17 protein-coding genes are annotated in these 16,528 nt (G+C 46.7%); 5 read left to right on the forward strand and 12 right to left on the reverse strand.

What is annotated here, in order from left to right:
* Window positions 1-118 precede the first annotated feature (118 nt).
* Window positions 119-1,279, reverse strand: coding sequence for a tRNA guanosine(34) transglycosylase Tgt (locus COV52_05825; protein PIR11023.1), 1,161 nt, complete (start codon window positions 1,277-1,279; stop codon window positions 119-121).
* 51 nt (window positions 1,280-1,330) lie between these two features.
* Here COV52_05825 and COV52_05830 point away from each other — a divergent pair, with 51 nt between their 5' ends.
* On the forward strand, window positions 1,331-1,720 hold the full coding sequence (locus COV52_05830; GenBank protein PIR11024.1) for a hypothetical protein: 390 nt from the start codon (window positions 1,331-1,333) through the stop codon (window positions 1,718-1,720).
* Between the two features lie 3 nt (window positions 1,721-1,723).
* Here the strand turns inward: COV52_05830 and COV52_05835 are convergent, their stop codons facing one another.
* The 3 genes from COV52_05835 to COV52_05845 all read right to left on the reverse strand — a co-directional run bounded on the left by COV52_05835 (window position 1,724) and on the right by COV52_05845 (window position 6,482).
* On the reverse strand, window positions 1,724-2,944 hold the full coding sequence (locus COV52_05835; protein PIR11025.1) for a hypothetical protein: 1,221 nt from the start codon (window positions 2,942-2,944) through the stop codon (window positions 1,724-1,726).
* Window positions 2,945-2,946: 2 nt separating this feature from the next.
* Window positions 2,947-3,738, reverse strand: coding sequence for a thiol:disulfide interchange protein DsbG (locus COV52_05840; protein PIR11026.1), 792 nt, complete (start codon window positions 3,736-3,738; stop codon window positions 2,947-2,949).
* A 62-nt stretch (window positions 3,739-3,800) separates the two neighbouring features.
* A complete protein-coding gene (locus COV52_05845; GenBank protein ID PIR11027.1) occupies window positions 3,801-6,482 on the reverse strand; it encodes a DNA polymerase I in 2,682 nt (893 codons plus the stop codon).
* A gap of 132 nt (window positions 6,483-6,614) precedes the next feature.
* On the opposite strand from COV52_05845, the gene COV52_05850 reads away from it, so the two are divergent.
* Window positions 6,615-7,052 carry a hypothetical protein gene (locus COV52_05850; protein PIR11028.1) on the forward strand — a complete coding sequence of 146 codons (438 nt, stop codon included), beginning with the start codon at window positions 6,615-6,617 and terminating at the stop codon, window positions 7,050-7,052.
* Window positions 7,053-7,099: 47 nt separating this feature from the next.
* On the opposite strand, the gene COV52_05855 is transcribed toward COV52_05850, so the two are convergent.
* The 7 genes from COV52_05855 to COV52_05885 are packed head-to-tail and all read right to left on the reverse strand — an operon-like array spanning window position 7,100 to window position 12,147.
* Window positions 7,100-7,525 (reverse strand): universal stress protein A, encoded by a 426-nt coding sequence (locus COV52_05855; GenBank protein PIR11029.1) that lies wholly within the window; start codon window positions 7,523-7,525, stop codon window positions 7,100-7,102.
* A gap of 35 nt (window positions 7,526-7,560) precedes the next feature.
* Complete coding sequence (locus tag COV52_05860) at window positions 7,561-8,241, reverse strand: Crp/Fnr family transcriptional regulator (protein PIR11030.1); 681 nt, start codon at window positions 8,239-8,241, stop codon at window positions 7,561-7,563.
* Window positions 8,238-8,957 carry a deoxyribose-phosphate aldolase gene (deoC, locus tag COV52_05865; protein PIR11031.1) on the reverse strand — a complete coding sequence of 240 codons (720 nt, stop codon included), beginning with the start codon at window positions 8,955-8,957 and terminating at the stop codon, window positions 8,238-8,240. Before deoC ends, COV52_05860 begins: the two co-directional genes overlap by 4 nt.
* The gene (locus tag COV52_05870; GenBank protein ID PIR11032.1) at window positions 8,947-9,783 is read right to left on the reverse strand and encodes a purine-nucleoside phosphorylase; all 837 of its coding nucleotides are present in this window, start codon (window positions 9,781-9,783) and stop codon (window positions 8,947-8,949) included. Before COV52_05870 ends, deoC begins: the two co-directional genes overlap by 11 nt.
* Before the next feature lies 1 nt (window position 9,784).
* Window positions 9,785-10,279 carry a cytidine deaminase gene (gene cdd / locus COV52_05875; GenBank protein PIR11033.1) on the reverse strand — a complete coding sequence of 165 codons (495 nt, stop codon included), beginning with the start codon at window positions 10,277-10,279 and terminating at the stop codon, window positions 9,785-9,787.
* The gene (locus COV52_05880; protein PIR11034.1) at window positions 10,201-11,454 is read right to left on the reverse strand and encodes a phosphate permease; all 1,254 of its coding nucleotides are present in this window, start codon (window positions 11,452-11,454) and stop codon (window positions 10,201-10,203) included. Before COV52_05880 ends, cdd begins: the two co-directional genes overlap by 79 nt.
* An 18-nt stretch (window positions 11,455-11,472) precedes the next feature.
* The gene (locus COV52_05885) at window positions 11,473-12,147 is read right to left on the reverse strand and encodes a TIGR00153 family protein (GenBank protein ID PIR11035.1); all 675 of its coding nucleotides are present in this window, start codon (window positions 12,145-12,147) and stop codon (window positions 11,473-11,475) included.
* A gap of 64 nt (window positions 12,148-12,211) precedes the next feature.
* Here COV52_05885 and COV52_05890 point away from each other — a divergent pair, with 64 nt between their 5' ends.
* Genes COV52_05890 through COV52_05900 form a run of 3 tightly spaced genes read left to right on the forward strand, consistent with a single transcriptional unit; the run spans window position 12,212 to window position 14,630 of the window.
* The gene (locus tag COV52_05890) at window positions 12,212-12,802 is read left to right on the forward strand and encodes a CYTH domain-containing protein (protein ID PIR11036.1); all 591 of its coding nucleotides are present in this window, start codon (window positions 12,212-12,214) and stop codon (window positions 12,800-12,802) included.
* On the forward strand, window positions 12,789-13,349 hold the full coding sequence (rsmD, locus tag COV52_05895) for a 16S rRNA (guanine(966)-N(2))-methyltransferase RsmD (GenBank protein PIR11146.1): 561 nt from the start codon (window positions 12,789-12,791) through the stop codon (window positions 13,347-13,349). The genes COV52_05890 and rsmD overlap by 14 nt, the downstream gene beginning before the upstream one ends.
* A gap of 24 nt (window positions 13,350-13,373) precedes the next feature.
* Window positions 13,374-14,630 (forward strand): hypothetical protein, encoded by a 1,257-nt coding sequence (locus COV52_05900; GenBank protein PIR11037.1) that lies wholly within the window; start codon window positions 13,374-13,376, stop codon window positions 14,628-14,630.
* Window positions 14,631-15,167: 537 nt separating this feature from the next.
* Here COV52_05900 and COV52_05905 read toward each other — a convergent pair.
* Complete coding sequence (locus COV52_05905; GenBank protein ID PIR11038.1) at window positions 15,168-16,523, reverse strand: hypothetical protein; 1,356 nt, start codon at window positions 16,521-16,523, stop codon at window positions 15,168-15,170.
* Window positions 16,524-16,528: the final 5 nt, after the last annotated feature.

The raw sequence follows: 16,528 nt of genomic DNA on the forward strand, positions 1-16,528 counted from the left end.
TTTTATTCGGAGAACATCACACGTTGGTAACAGCCAGGTAAGCTTCATGATAAGATAGATTCCTTTCTAAGTGAGTCAAACAATAGGATCAAACTGTAATCTATAAACTAAAACGAGGTCAATCATTTATTTTTGTCATAAGATCACGCATTTTCTCACATGCGATGTGCATCACACGGATGTTATGCGTGGTTGCTAACGGATGGTACAATGGCGAGTTGGATTTAAACAAAAAGTGCATATAAGCCCGGGTGTGCTTTGTGCAGGTCTGGCAGTCGCAATCGTCCATGATTGGGCGCTCATCTTTGGCAAAGCTGGCTTTCTTAATTTGAAGGCGACCTCGATCAAACGTGCTGTCAAAGCGTAGCCAATCATCCTCTTCAACAAATGAACCCGAGTATAAAGCACCGTGTCGGGCATTGCGTGTCGGCGCCACACAGTCAAAAATATCGATACCTTCCTTGACCACGTCGAGTAAGTCTTGTGGGTGCAGGCCCACTCCCATGGTGTAACGCACTTTATCTTCCGGTAATTCTGGACGTAGCCAATCGATGATTTCAGCGGTTTTGGGCATATCAAAACCAATGGCCTCGCCGCCAATGGCAATACCATCGAGCGGTTGCTTTAAAATAAACTCGGCGCTTTGTTCGCGAAGGTCTCGGTAAGAGCCCCCTTGTATAATGCCAAATAAGGCTTGGTGATTGCCATAATCTGAGTCGGTTTGCTTATCATGCGCTTCAATGGATTCTAGTAACCAGCGATGGGTTCGCTCCATGGCTTTAATGGCCACACGCTTGTCTTCATCTTCTGGTGTGCACTGATCAAAGGCCATGATGATATCTGCCCCAATAGTCTTCTGGGTTTTGATCGATACAGCGGGGGTCATATGAATGACCTTGCCTGTATCGGGGTGCTTGAAATGTGCGCCTTGCTCGTCAATTTTACAAATCTTTGCATTCTTTGATAAAGAAAAAACCTGAAAGCCGCCACTATCGGTAAGCATAGGAGCTTGCCAAGCCATAAAAGGATGCATACCTCTTGCAGCATGAATGATGTCCATGCCAGGGTTTACGAGCATATGGTACGTATTGCCACCCAAAATGATTTGGCTGCCCGCCTCTTCTAGCATGGGGGTGGTCATGCAGTTGACGGCTGCGCGTGTACCCACCGGCATAAAGCACGGCGTAATAAATTCTCCGTGAGGGGTGGTGACTTTTAAGCTTCGTGCATGATGCTTTTGATGTTTGGCTACGATTGTGCTGTTAAAACCGGGTTTCAAGCTGACCTCTCAGGCTGAACGACTCGCCATTATAAGCCGATAGTGTTATAAATGAAACGGAAACAAAAGGAGGTCGCCATGTTTTACTTTTTAGATTTAGGTAATGATCAAATTGTTGCTGCGCGCGTTGAGGGCAAACTAACCCATGCCGATTACGCCGAACATTTGATGCCAAGGCTTGAGGCAGCTATCAAGAAGCACGGCAAGGTACGCTTTTATCTAGACCTTAAAGGTTTTGAGGGCTGGGAATGGCAAGCGGCTTGGGACGATTTCAAGACAGGCGTGACTCATCGTCATGACATCGAAAAAATTGCTCTGCTGGGTGATCACCAATGGGAAGAATGGGCGAGTAAAATTTTTGGTTTGATGATGGATGGGCAGATGAAATTTTTCCCACGTGAGCAGGCTGAAGTTGCGAGAGCTTGGATTACATCATCGTAATGTTTAAAGGGCTGTCAGTACTTTGCCACACGACAAAGCTCGCGCAACACCGGTCATGGCCGGTAAGCTTGTGGGCAAATTTTGTAAGCGTCGTGCGGCAAGATAGGCCATCAGTTCCGCTTCTAGTGTGTCACTGTGCCAGCCTTTTTCTTGAGCGGTGTAGACGGGTCGCTCAATTTTTTCTTTTAGTAATTTTATTAGGGTTGGGTTGTTCGACCCACCGCCACAAACAATCACCCCGCGCGGGATGACAGGGTGTGAGACCAGATTTTTTTTGATCAGCTCTGCGGTAAAGTTTAGCAGTGTATAGCAAGCGTCGGCTTGTGAAATGGATGCGTTAAAAAACTCGCTGGGCAATTGAAAATCATTCACATCCAAGGATTTAGGTCCTGTTTTATTTAAATAAGCCTGTAGACGCTCGTCTTTATACAGTGCGGCCATTAAATCCTCATGGAGGCGTCCTTTTTCACTATAATGACCGTCCTTATCAAACAATATTTTGCCGTGAGTTTGCTTCTTTAAGTAATGATCACACAATGTGTTGCCAGGGCCGGTGTCAAAACCACAGACACCTTCAAGCGAATCACTGTCAATGAAACTCACGTTAGCAATTCCGCCAATATTAATGACAGCGACGGGATATAAGGAGTCACGCAAAGCCAGTGCTCGATGATAAATCGGGGCTAAAGGCGCGCCCTGCCCGCCCAGTGCGACATCTTGTGAGCGAAAATCATAGACCACGGTTGTGTTTAAGCCCGCGCTTATTGTATGAGCATTTGCCATTTGAAGTGTGGTGCGTTTGGCTGGGTCGTGAAACAAGGTTTGGCCGTGATAGCCCACGGCATGTAAATGGTGTTGTGAAAGTCTAGCGTGAAATAATAAACGTCTAGCAGTATTCAGATGAAGCAGTGCAGAGGCTTGGGCAAGGTGTTTATAACTTAAAGGTCGATTAAACTTTTTTAAAAAGTAGTCTTCCATGGAAATAAACGCTGCGCTGCTTAGCTGCTGTTTAAGTCGGGGGAGAAATTCACGGTTTATTTTGACAGGATCGCCCTGAAGATTGTGGGCGATTTTTTCTGCGTATTTGAGTAAGTGATGAAAGCTATCGTCGTATCGTTCGGTTAGGCCGGCTAAGGTGTTAACACGAGAACGGCCATCTGTTTCAATGACGGCAGCGTCGATGCCATCCATCGACGTGCCGCTCATTAAACCGAGATAGAGCATGTTTAGTTAAGCGTTGTCATGGTGTCGACAAGTTTTTCCATCGCTTTACCTGGCAAGAAGCCATTCATGATTTGGGCTTTGTTATCTTTATCTTTGTAAATAATCACTGGTGTAGAGATAAAGTTGTACTTTTGCATGAAGCCCATATTATCTTTGAGCTGGTTTTTGATTTCACTAGACACGTTGCTTAAAGGGTTGATGCTGCCAGATTCTGTTTTTGTGTTGAAGTTAGCTTCGTCTGTGTTGAATGCTTTAGCAGGGTCTTTTGCGCTCAAAATCGCTGCAGCTTTGCCTTCGCTTGAGGGTTTCAAGAAAGACACCATGATCCAACGAACATATAACTGACCTGATTTGATCATGGGCTGGATGGTTTGATGCAACATGTGGCAAGCGATACAGTTGGGTTCAACCAACATATACGCTTGGTGCGGTGCCTTAGGGTTACCTTGAGCAAACCAGTGAGTTTTTGCTGCGGCCTGGATCACTTTCGGCGCCATGGGGTCTGTGATTTGTTGTTTGACGGCAAGTTGTGTGGCATTTTCACCGTTAGCGTTAATCACAGGACCTGGAATCAAATAAAGACCGTCTTTGTCGACAAAAACCACTGTTTCTTGACCTTGGCCTTGTGTGGGCTTTACCACAAAGCCTTCAAGGTTACCGATGCCGGGGAAAGACTTTACAATAGTGGCCTGGCCTTGTGTGAGTTTCTCCACCAGGTTCTGAGCTGGGTTCGCAGCTAAGGCTGCAACAGGTAAAGCGGCAGCTAACACGAGTGAAAGCGTAGTTTTTCTCATCGGGACAATCTCCTAGATTGGTTTACTGTAGTGGCTCATTGTACGGAGCCTATTTTGGAAGGTCAATGTGCCTCATCCCAGTTATTTCCGCTGCCGGCATCAGCGATTAAAGGCACATTTAGGGTTGCGGCTTTGCCCATAATGTCCACGATGGCACTCGTAAAGACATCAACCTCAGTATCTTTGACCTCAAAGACAAGCTCATCATGAACTTGCATGATCATGCGAGCGTCAACATCGCTCTGGTGAAGAAAATCAGAGACTAAAATCATGGCGCGCTTGATAATATCAGCAGCTGTACCTTGCATCGGCGCATTAATGGCAGCGCGCTCGGCCGCTTTTTGACGCATTTTATTGCGTGAGTTGATTTCGTTTAAATACAGGCGTCGTCCGAACAACGTTTCCACATAACCTTTTTCGTGTGCTTGGGCGCGGGTGCGCTCCATATAGTCGAGCACACCGGGGTATTGCTCAAAATAAGCATCGATGTAGGCTTGCGCGGTGGCTCGATCCACCCCGATTTGTTTGGCCAGGCCAAAAGCGGACATGCCATAAATTAAACCAAAGTTGATCGCTTTAGATTTTCGTCGCTGGTCATTGGTGACGTCATTTAAGGCCACGCCAAACACTTGTGATGCGGTGGCTTTGTGCACATCGAGACCTTTTTCAAACGCTTCGAGCAGGCCCTTGTCGTTAGATAAGTGTGCCATGATGCGAAGCTCAATTTGTGAATAGTCGGCCGAAACAATTTGATAATCTTTTTGAGCAATAAACGCTTGGCGAATGCGTCGGCCTTCTTCTGTGCGCGTGGGAATGTTTTGAAGGTTCGGTCCCGAGGACGATAATCGGCCCGTGCCTGCAACGGCTTGATGAAATGAGGTATGCACACGACCGTTATTCGGGTCGATCTGTTCGGGTAGTCGATCTGTGTAAGTGGATTTTAATTTAGCGAGACTTCGATGCTCCAATAAAATTTTAGGCAATTCAAAATCCGCCGCTAAGTCACTTAACACATCTTCTGCCGTTGAAGGCTGCCCTTTCGGGGTTTTCTTTAACACGGGTAAATTAAGCTTTTCAAACAAAATGGTTTGCAGTTGTTTGGGGGAGGCAAGATTAAAGGGTTCGCCTGCAATCGTGTGCGCTTCTTTTTCTAGCACCGATAGGCGCTCAGTGATTTCAGCGCTTTGTTGTTGAAGCTTTTCAGCATCGATCATGACACCGGTTCGCTCCATATCCGACAAAATTGGCACCAGGGGCATTTCTATGGTTTCGAATACTTGCTTAAGTTTTTCATCGTTTGCTAATTTTGGCCACAGTTTTTCATGTAGCTGCAAGGTAATGTCGGCATCTTCGGCGGCGTAATTAGCCGCGGTTTGAATGTCTACTTGATCAAAGGTGATTTGTTTTGCGCCTTTACCTGCAATGTCCTCATAATGAACGGTGGTGTAGCCTAAATACTTGAGCGCCAGAGAGTCCATGTCATGACGTGAAGCAGTGCTGTTAAAGACATACGATTCCAGCATGGTGTCAAATGCAATACCCCTTAGCGTGATGCCATGATTTTGAAGCACTTCGCGGTCATACTTTAGGTTTTGCCCCACTTTTTTTGCCCCTTCGTTTTCGAGCAGCGGTTTGAGTTTTTGAAGTGTGGTGTCGCGGTCGAGCTGATCAAGGCTTGTGTCTTCGTGAGCCAAAGGAATGTAGAAAGCTTCATGTGCTTTGAGGGCAAATGAAACACCGACGATGCTCGCCTGCATGTAATTTAAACTATTGGTCTCGGTATCAAAAGCAAATAAACTGGCTTGGTTTAGGCGATCAATTAAAACATCCAGTGCTTTTTCGTCATTGATAATATGATACTCTGTTTCTTGTTTTTTTTGAGGTTCGCTTTTTTCAGGGTTTAAATCACCTAGCCAAGATTTGAAATCATAATGTTGATAAGCGTCGGCGAGTGCTTTTTCATCCGCATTGCCTGCGTGAAGATCAGCAATTTTATACGGCACATCGACATTACAGCGAATAGTGACCAGCTCTTTTGATAGCGGAAGTTGTTCGAGACTGGCGCGCAGATTTTCGCCCACCTTTCCACCGATTTGATTAGCTGATGCAATAATGTTATCCAGAGAGCCGTATTCTTCTAACCATTTCACGGCGGTTTTTGGGCCCACTTTCGGAACCCCTGGTATGTTGTCAGAGGTATCGCCAATCAAGGTGAGGTAGTCGATAATAAGTTCAGGGCCTACACCAAATTTTTCTTTGACGCTGTCCGGGGTTAAAAAGCTATTGTTCATCGTGTTGATCAAGGTGACTTGATTGTCGACCAGTTGCGCTAGGTCTTTATCGCCGGTTGAGATCAACGTGTTAAGGCCGGCTTGACTGGCTTGCTTGGCCAGTGTGCCGATCACATCGTCAGCCTCTACACCGCTGATGCTAATCAAGGGTAGGTGCATTGCGCGAATTATTTCATACAGCGGCTCAATTTGGCTACGCAACTCTGGCGGCATGGGCGGGCGGTGCGCTTTATAGGCGTCATATAGATCATGACGAAAGGTTTTGCCTTTCGCATCAAACACCACAGCAAAATAGGCGCTTGGATGATCAGCACGCAATCGTCTGAGCATATTCAAAACACCGTACATGGCGCCAGTGGGCTCGCCTTCGCGGTTAGTCAGGTTCGGCATCGCATGGAAGGCGCGGTATAAGTAAGATGACCCGTCCACTAAGATCAGGAGATTTTCGCTCATGGCGTTTCCTTGTGTTATTTTCGCTGCGTAAGATAGGCCTTAGTCTATCCAAATAAGCGGCGTTGCGCTATGTTGACCTGAAAATACAGCTTGGTTAGACTGGGCCGCATAGTTTTAATTAAGGACTTCGCTATGAAACGTTTAATCATACTATTACTGGGCAGCTTTTTTCTGGCCGGTTGTTCTCACTTCCCGGGCTTTGGCCACCCCTCCTCATCAGATGAAAATGCAGGCGAATCTGGCCCAAGTTATTTAAAAGCCGATAGGGCGCCACCTTCTGTCCCACGTTTGCGCCATCAGTGTGTGACGGCTCACGGCGAGAAAGTGTGTGGTTATGATTGTAAGGTGGTTGATGGTTATGCCAAGTGTGCCAGTAAGCCCGAGCAACGCTGTGTCATCGATCCTCATAACAGTGCGATTCGTTGCGGCTATGATTGTAAAGAAACCGGCTTGCAGGCGCGTTGTGGTAAGCATCGTTACGACAACTGTGCCACCAATAGCATGGGTGATGTGCGTTGCGGCAATAATTGCTATGAGCGAGAAGACGGTGAGCTTGTCTGCGGAAAATAAAAAAGGCCCCTTCGGGCCTTTTTTATTTCAATGTTAAGGAAATGCCTCTAGGCATCTTTTTTCCAATGGCGGACAGTGATCACATCACAATGAGCATGGTGTAAGACACAGTTGGTCGTTGAGCCTAAAAGATCAGTAAAACTGTGCTCTGAGTGGCTGCCTATAATGATTAAGTCAGCGCCAATTTCATTGGCAATGGCAACGATTTCGGCTTTTGCTGATCCGACAGCGATCCACTGATCATCGGGTGTGACATTGAGTTCTTCACCGATTTTCTTTAACGACTGCTTAGCCTCTTCAACCATTTGTTCTTCAATGTCCGATAAGCCGACGTAACCATAGTTTACGATAGGTTCGACAGCGTGCATGATGCTGAGTTTTGCGCCGTAAAGGTCTGCCATTTTTCGGGCTTTTTTTAGTGTGTCTCGGTTTTCATCACTTAAATCTGTGGCAAGTAATAAATGTTTGTACATGAAAATTCAGCCTCATAGGGTTAGTTGAATTTACTTTATATCAGGGCCGATAGCTTTTCAAGCGATATAATGGTCAGGAGACGAAGCTCTGTTTTAATGATTTTTTGTGCTTGAAGCTTGCTCATCAAGCGGCTGACGGTTTCAAGCGCAAGCCCCAGGTGGTTAGCAATATCTTGTCGTGTCATCGGTAGCTCAAACCTGGTGGCCGATAAACCTCGGCGCTGAAAGCGTGTGGATAGCTGAACCAGAAAAGCGGCGAGTTGTGAGAGTGCTTCGTGGTGTGGATGTGTGTAAACAGCGCCAGCAATGTCATGGCTCATTAAAGAGAAAAGATGGTCTTGCATTAAAGGGTTGGTTTGAGCCAGGTGCTTTAAATCATCAAAATTGATTTCGCACACTGTGCTGTCGTTTAGCGCTATCGTGGTGGTTGCATAATGCTTTGCATGTATGCCTTCAAAGCCAATAATTTCACCCGGAAGAAAAAAGTGCGTGATGATCTCTTGGTCTTTGACATAAATAGAAGCCTTGAAAGCTCCGCTTTTGACCGCGTATAGGGAAGAAAATGTTTGTCCTTTTTTATATAAAATATCGCGCTTTTTAAGGCTGGTTTGATCTTTGATTTTGGCGCTTAAGGTTTCTAGAGAAGCATCATCGAGTGAAAAAGGCAGGCAAAGCTTTGCAAGCGCACAGTGGCTGCAGTCATGCGCTCTACTCATGAAGCGCTCTGCGAAAGGTGTTCACTAAGTAAAGCGTCGGCCAGCCGGCTTGCACCTAAACGAAAGTTTTTCGCACTGATGGCGCGATGTAAAATGTTTTCGGTCAATTCAGCATACGCCGTTGCTTGCTTGATTGTGCCAATTCCCCCAGAAGCCTTAAAGCCGCAATCGCTGTTGGCATCGTTAATGGCACTGAGCATAATTTTCGCAGCTTCAAGGCTTGCACCTTGTGCAACTTTACCCGTGGATGTTTTGATAAAATCTGCGCCGCAATCAATGGCTAGGCGACTGGCGTTGTAGAGAGAGGTTTCGTCTGTAAAAGCGCCCGATTCTAGAATCACTTTTAAGCAATGCGCTTTGCACCGCTGTTTGCATTCGGTTAGAAATTTGCGAACGGCAGCTTCGTTGCCACTCAGCCAAGATTGATACGGCATAACGACATCAATTTCATCGGCGCCTTGTTCGATGGCCGAATCGATGTCAGTCAAAACATCGCTGAGGGCTTCGTTTCCGCTAGCAAAATTGCACACGGTCGCAACCTTAAGCGAAAACGTTTTTGCCAAGGCAATGTAATTTGGGTAAAGGCAAACAGCCGCGACCTCCCCTAGAGGGCTTTTGGCCATCTTACAGAGCGCTTCAATGTCCTCTTTGCTGGCTTGTTCATCGAGGTTGGTCAGATCTAAGAAGGACCAGAGCTGTGACAAGTTAAAAGACATCGTGGTTCATTTCAAAGAGTTTGCGAATTAAGGCTCTGAGTTTAGCTGAGGCGATTTCGCCGTATTTTAGCGTGACTTCATGAGTGATCGGCTCTGGGTTGATGTCGGCGGATAAATTTGTCACCGCTGAAATGACAGCAACCTTCATTCCACAATGAATAGCCACCAAGACTTCGGGCACAGTTGACATGCCGACCAGGTCGGCGCCCAACAGGCGGTAAGCCCGAATTTCAGCGGATGTTTCGAAATTCGGGCCTAAGACAGAAATGTAAACGCCTTCATGTACTTTGATGTCAAGGGCTTTTGAAGCGGCTTGAATTTTATCCCGTAAACCCTGGTCGTAAGCTTGGTCCAGCGGGAAAAAGCGCTCACCAAATTCTTTTTCATTGTGACCAATGAGAGGATTATTAAATTGAAAATTAATGTGATCACTTACGGCGACAAGTTCGCCTGCGCCAATTTCAGCGCGAAGTGAGCCAGAGGCATTCGTAATAATTAAAGAGTGACAGCCTAACACCTTGAGTAGTCGAACCAGGATTTTGAAGGCGCTGCCGTTGGCGCCTTCGTAGTAATGTACGCGACCTTTTAAGCAGGCCACGGGTGTGCCGTCGAGATAGCCTAAAACAAGGCTGCCTGCGTGACCGTGTACGCTGGAAATGGGTAGGCCCGGAAGCTGCTCGTAAGGTAGTACGACACTTTCTTCAATTTCATCGGCCAAAGGGCCTAAGCCAGAGCCTAAAATTAAACCGACTTTGGGTTTGAAATCTTTGGGCATATGCTCGTAAATGACATCTAAAGCAGGCTGTAGTGCTTGTATCGTGATCATATTAGTTATCCTTTTCTTTCATTGTTGTTGCGTTAAAACGATGAGGTAATAAGTCGGCCAAGGTGAAGGTGTTTAGTATTTCACTTTTATTACAGAGTAAAAAGCGTGTGTCATCGTCACAAAATTCGGCTAAGCGTTGTCGGCAGGCGCCGCACGGTACACAGGCGGTTTCAAGGTGGTTGACGATGACAACGGCTTTAATGTGCTGTGCGCCGTCAGTGATCATTGTGCCTAGCGCACTGCTTTCAGCGCATAGTGTTGTCGAGTAGGAGGCGTTTTCAATATTGCAGCCGTGGTAAAGCTTACCGTTCTCGGCGAGCAAGCAGCAGCCGACTTGGTAGTGTGAGTACGGTGAATAGCTGTGGCGTAAGGCTTCATAGGCTAGCGCGATCATTTTTTTTGTTGTGTCATTCACGTCTAGACTCCGAATAAGTACGTCAGGCAATAAAAGCACAATATGGCCAAGCCTGCGGATGCAGGAATCGTGACAAACCATGAGAGCAAAATATTACGGACCGTTTTGATATTAAGCGCGCCGATACCGCGCGCAAGTCCAACGCCTAAGACACCACCGACCAAGGTTTGTGTGGCAGAGACAGGAATGCCGGTGCTGGTTGAAACGATTACCGTCGCAGCGCTGGCCAGCGTGGCTGCAAAGGCGCGGCTGGGTGTGAGGTCGGTGATATTATGCCCAACGGTTTTAATCACTTTTCGACCGTACATAATCAGACCGCAGACGACACCTAAACAACCAAACCATAAAATCCAGCCAGGGGCATTGCCGACAATGTGTCCGTGATGATGGGCTGCACTGATCAGTGCTGAAACAGGCCCCATGGCGATGGCCACATCATTTGAGCCGTGAGCAAACACCATCGCACAAGCTGTAAAGGCCATCAGCAAACTAAACAATTTTTCGATATATATATGTTGCTTAAAGCGTTTCTCGCCGGGCTGGTAACTTGTACGCTTAGCCAGTTGTAAACCAAACAAGGTGATGATTAAGGCCGCGATAAAGACGATGCCAAATGATTGCAAGTGCGAAGGCTCAATACCAAAGTGTCTGAGACCCTTGAGTATGGTCATATCGGCTAACACGATGCCCACTAAAAAAAAGTAAGCCGGTAAAAAGCGCTTCGCGTTTTTGGCTGGCGATGTGGTATTAAAGATACTGCGGCGAATGGTTTGAAATAATAAATAGGCAACAATGCACGCAATGGTGGGCGATAAAATCCAGCTGGCAGCGATCGCGCCGACTTTACCCCAGTGCACAGCATGTGCGCCTAGCACAATGGCGCCAAGGCCGACCAAGCCACCCACAATCGCGTTGGTGATCGACACGGGCATGCCCAGGTAACTCGCTAAAAGCATCCAGGCGCTGCTCGCAATTAGAACAGAGAGCAAACCAAAGACGAGTGTGTAAGGGTGATGCGAAAGTAAGTTTGCATTAATAATGCCGCTTCGAACCGTGTTGGTGACGTGTTCACCGCCTAGCAGCGCGCCGGCAAATTCAAAAATAATGGCAATGATGATGCCGGTTCGGATTGAAATGGCGCGTGAGCCTATGGTGGTGCTCATGATGTTGGCCAAGTCATTCGCGCCCACGCCCCAGGTCATGATGAAACCGATCAGGCAAGCTGCGAAAATGATGAGAGAAGCGTATTCAAGCATGCAGGTGTTTCCAGCTCCTTATGAAGCAATACAGATTTGTAAGCGGTCGGCGACTTTTTCAGCCAGGTCCGCCAGGGTTCCCGTCCAGTCAATCAGTTTGTAAGTGAACATGGCGCGTACAGGCGGTAAAGAGGCTTCTAATTCGTACAAGGTTTTGAACAGGCGCATTTGCACATCGTCACAGCTGTGTTCAATGTGATGAAGCTTGTCGAGCATTTCTCGGATAATTTGTTTTTCTTGGCCGCTAAAGCCGGCTTCCAGTAGCTCATTCAGTTCACGAATGGCCTTGTACGCTTGACGGCAGGCGTCTATCGATAAGCTGATGAGCTCTCGGTAGTCCGCCCAAAGGGCTTCGGGTAATGTCATTTGTCGGCCAAACACGAGGCCTGCGATATCTTCAGCTTGGTTGGCCATATAATCTTGGTAGCTCAAAACTTCGAGTAAATCACTGCGGTTAACCGGTAGAAAAAGGTCTTTGGGTAATTTGAGGCGAAGGTCGCGTTTGAGGTCGTCGGCCTTGGTTTCTAAAGAAACGATGGTTTGATGCAGAGTTTCAGCTTCTGACCAGTTCTGTGTGTGGACGGCATCAAAAAAGGGCGCCAGGGTTTTGACGCATGTGTACACCGTTTCCATGTGTTCGCTTAAGGGTTTGAAAGGTGAGCGAGCAAATAGTTTTAAAAATGGTGAAACCATGGATATACTCTCACTTTAAGGCGCGAACAGTTTACTTGAAAAGCACAAAAATTGGAAACAGCTTATGTCAGAAGTCGAGCTTAAGCTCAACATGGACGAGCGTGACGTCCAAAAATTGATCAACATTTTGGCTCGCGAACACAAAGAGCTTCATTTATATAGTGTTTACTATGATACCTCGGATCGTGTGCTCAGTGAACATGGTTATGCGTTGAGGCTACGCCAATCAGGCCAGCAGCTGATTCAAACCCTTAAAGGGGGCGGCTCGGTTGAAAATGGCTTACACCGTCGAGATGAGTGGGAGTGGGAAGTCGGTCGGCATGGTATCGACTATCCTCTACTGGAAGATAAGCTCGGCGAGCTTTATCCCAAAATCCACAAGCAATTAGAGCCTTTGTTTGAGACAGAATTTATTCGCACGCAGTGGGATATTGAAAATGCTTTTGGTGCTGTGGAGCTTGCCTTTGATCACGGCGAAGTTCGTGGTCAGTGCGGCGCAGAGCGCTTGTGCGAGCTTGAGCTTGAGCTGAAAGATGGCGATGAGAAGGCTTTGCACGAGTTGTTTGCGTTTTTAGATAAACAACTTTCCTTGAGCCCAAATAATGTGAGCAAAGCCGAGCGTGGTTATCTGCTGAGTGAGTTTGGCTTTGAATAATGAAACTGTGCGCATCATCGGCGGGCGCTGGCGAGGGCGTAAATTGCATTTTCCTGTGCTTCCCGGCCTTCGTCCCAGTAGTGATCGTTTGCGGGAAACCTTGTTCAATTGGTTAATGCACGATATCCCAGGTACAAGCTGTCTTGATGTTTTTGCCGGAAGCGGCGCCTTAGGTTTTGAAGCCATTTCGCGCGGAGCGTCATCGGTGGTTTTTCTCGACATGGCGGCCGAAGCCGTCAAGGCCTTGCGTGATAATGCCGATCGCTTGTCGGCGAGTGAGGCGATGATCTACCAGGATGATGCCTTGCGTTTTTTGCGTCACACAGAGCGCCGGTTCGATATTATTTTTTTGGACCCGCCTTTTGACAGTGATTTTTTGAGTAGCGCGTTGGCCTTGATTGGTGATCACGATCTTTTAAGCGAGGGCGGCCTTATCTATATAGAGTATGCAAAAAATGATTCGCCGGATCTTTCGGCTTGGCAGATAAAAAAAGAAAAAGTGGCCGGTCGAGTTGTTTATGGCTTGCTGGCGAGGAAATCGTTATGATGGTGGCAAGAGTTTGGGGGTGTGATGCGCGGTAGGGCTTTGGCAAAATTGGTCACTGTGGCGGGCTTAGGCAGCACGCTTGAGTTTTATGATTTTATTATCTACGCGTTTTTTTCGGATGAAATCGCTCGCTGCTTTTTCCCCGCGCACACCGTCATGACCTCCCTCATTGCAACCTTTGGTGTGTTTGCTGTGGGTTATTTGGCCAGGCCCATTGGTGGTTTAATCTTTAGCCACTTGGGTGACAAGTTTGGTCGAAAAAATAATTTTTCTTTTTCGCTGTTAATCATGGCGCTATCGACCTTGTGTATGGGTTTGGTGCCCACCTATGCGCATATTGGCGTGAGCGCAAGTTTGATTTTTTTTGTGATGCGTATTTTTCAGGGCTTATCATTAGGGGCAGAAACACCCGGTGCAATCACGTATATCGCCGAAAGTGTGCGAGCTAATCGTCAGGGGCTATGGTGCAGCATTGTGTTTGCGGTGATGAATTTAGGTGCGGTGCTTGCGATTTTTATTCATATTCTCTTAAATCACTTTTTAAGTCAGGCAGCGCTCAATGCTTGGGGTTGGCGTATACCGTTTATTTTGGGCGGGCTTTTGGGCTTCTTGGGTTGGCAAATTCGTCGATCCATGCAAGAGTCTTTTGCGTTTGAACAGCAGCAGTGGCGGGCGGATGTGCCTGTTTTTACGTTGCTACGTTATTACCCTTTGCGTTTGGTGGCCGCCATTATGGTGGCTATGCTTGCGGGTACGGCGATGTCTTTACTGTACTTGTATATGCCCTCTTACCTCGCCGCTTTTTTACATTATCACTACAATATTATTAATTTAAATTTATCGATTGGCTTGGTGCTTTACACTCTCTTAATGGTTGTTTTTGGTTATTTTTCAGATCGCTTCTCGCGCAAAAAAACCATGATGATCGCTTCCGTGGGGTTGTTTTTTTTGGCTTTTCCCGTGTATGACATGCTGCGTTTAAATCATCACCCGATCTTGCCGCTGGTGTTTGCGATTTTTGCGTTGTTGTCGGGGATGTTAATGGGCAATGTGCCGAGTCTCTTTGCTCGCCTGTTTGTCACCCAGGTGCGTTATACCGGTGTGGCACTAAGTTACAATATCGGCGTGAGCATCACGGCGGGCTTGGTGCCGATGTTAACGACGATTTTAATGAAGTACACTGACCCCACATTTGCACCGGTGGTGGTGCTGATGTCGGCTGCGCTCATTGGGATGGTGGGTTTATTGCTGATACCCAAAGGTTTTTTGAATAAGCACTGAGCCTAAAAAAAAAAGAAAAGCCCGATTTATTGTTATATTGTCTCGGGCTCTTTAGCAGGAATCCTCTGAAGGGTGACAGAAGATTCGGTCTGTTTATTATTCTTATTGTTTGGCTTTATTTTTATTATGCGCTGTTCTTATGCTTACCATTAGACCACAAAGACCGCTCAACCATAACCGGCGATTTTACCCCCATAAAAACACAAGGGGTAAAGTGACCTGGCGATCAGCCGCTGAGTCTGGTCGTCTCGCTAGGTTTCGGCAACAAGGAAAGACAATCTGGCTCAAAAAGGCGACTGAAGGTTTGAGGCGCGTATTTTGGGCGAGGTCCACAAGCATAAGCTTTTTATCTCCCCCTTCGTTTTAAAGGGGGAAACTCAGGCTTAAACAAGCTCTTCGATTTCTATGACTGGCAAACGGTTTTGTTGTTGGGCGCTTGTGTTTTCAGTATCTGAGCTGTTGAGCTCAATCATTACAAAAGAAATACTCATTTGATACACTCTTTGAAAATAGGGTAAAACACTATTGTTGTTTGGGCTAAGTATAATTCTTCTTTTTAATTTTGACCAGTCCAGATAAAAATTCATTTTTAGGTGAGCGAGGCATGTCTTGTTTGCCGTAGCGTCTAATCAGTTGGTTAGCAGCCGCGTTGTCTAAAAACGCTTGGTGTGAGGGGTGGATCTCTTCGTGGGGATCATCAGAATAGTGATAAAAGTCGTATTCTAAATCATTTAGACTGGCAAAAGGTGTGTCAGCCGTTTCAGCGTGGTTCGGGTGAAGATAATCTAAAAACTGTGTCAGCAAATACTGCACTTCGCGCAAGTGTGACATGAGGCTTAGATTTTCTATTGGCGCTTCGAGTGTCCAAGGTTGTGTTAAAAATTTTAGAGAAACAAAAAGTTCTTCTGTGTCTTTGCTAAAAAAGCTCGGCTCAACAATCAGAGGAAGAGCGTCTTTCAAGCCGTAGTCCTTGACGACAAGTTCAGCAATGGTTGGAAAAGGCCCTCTTGGATTGTTCTCGTTAACAACGCGGTAGGCTGGCATCTCACCCAGAGAGACTTCAATGATGTGCTTTAAGACGGCTAGAACATAAGGCGTTGCTCTTTTGTTTCTTAGGCTGTTAATGAAGTTTGACCAGACGCGATCAATGAATTTTAAGTTTCTTGCAAATGCGGTTGCCTTCCAGGCAATCGATAAGAGCTCGTGGTGAAACAGCTGCCAGGCTACCGTATCATTTTTAGGCAGCCAGGGTTTTGGAAAAAGCAGCATTTCAGTAAACCAAGGTGTTGGGAAATCGGCTGAGTTCGCTAAGTCTCTAAAAAAAGCCCAGTGCTCACTTTGTGAGTTGGGTTTGTGAGTGGTTAAGCCATATTTTCTTCTGAGCTTATCAAATTGTGTTCGATTGCTAATGCTCGGGATCATTATGGGCGTTCGAGCGCCTGAAGAAATTCGCCAGGTTTTACGTGTGTGAAATGATAGTTCAGGGTTGGGGTCTAAAAGACGCCGCAGTGCTAACACGGTTCCTGCATCATAATTGGCAAAAGTTTCAATTTGGTCGGGCCGCTCGGACATGAATAAATCCAGGCTCCCGCTCAAAACCAGGCTTAGTGGCATGGCGTTGGCATCGTAATCAAATGCTGCACGCAAATCTTTTGGGCAGTCTTGGCTTGTAATAGGTATCAGTTTTCCATCGAGCGGGAAATTAAAAACCCCGCTTTCATCAACAATCAAGGAGCCGTAAGAATAGCGCGCGTAATAGAGTGGCAGTTCTTTCTCTTCACTGATTAGGCGATCAATGGCAACAGCCAGGCGCGGTTGGAGCTCGCTGACACGATCTTTAACGTCTTTCCATTCGACGGGATAAAACTGTGGGGATTTATCGACAGCGTCCATGCCCT

It is taken from the genome of Gammaproteobacteria bacterium CG11_big_fil_rev_8_21_14_0_20_46_22, assembly GCA_002796245.1.
In the GTDB taxonomy this organism is placed as follows: domain Bacteria; phylum Pseudomonadota; class Gammaproteobacteria; order UBA12402; family UBA12402; genus 1-14-0-20-46-22.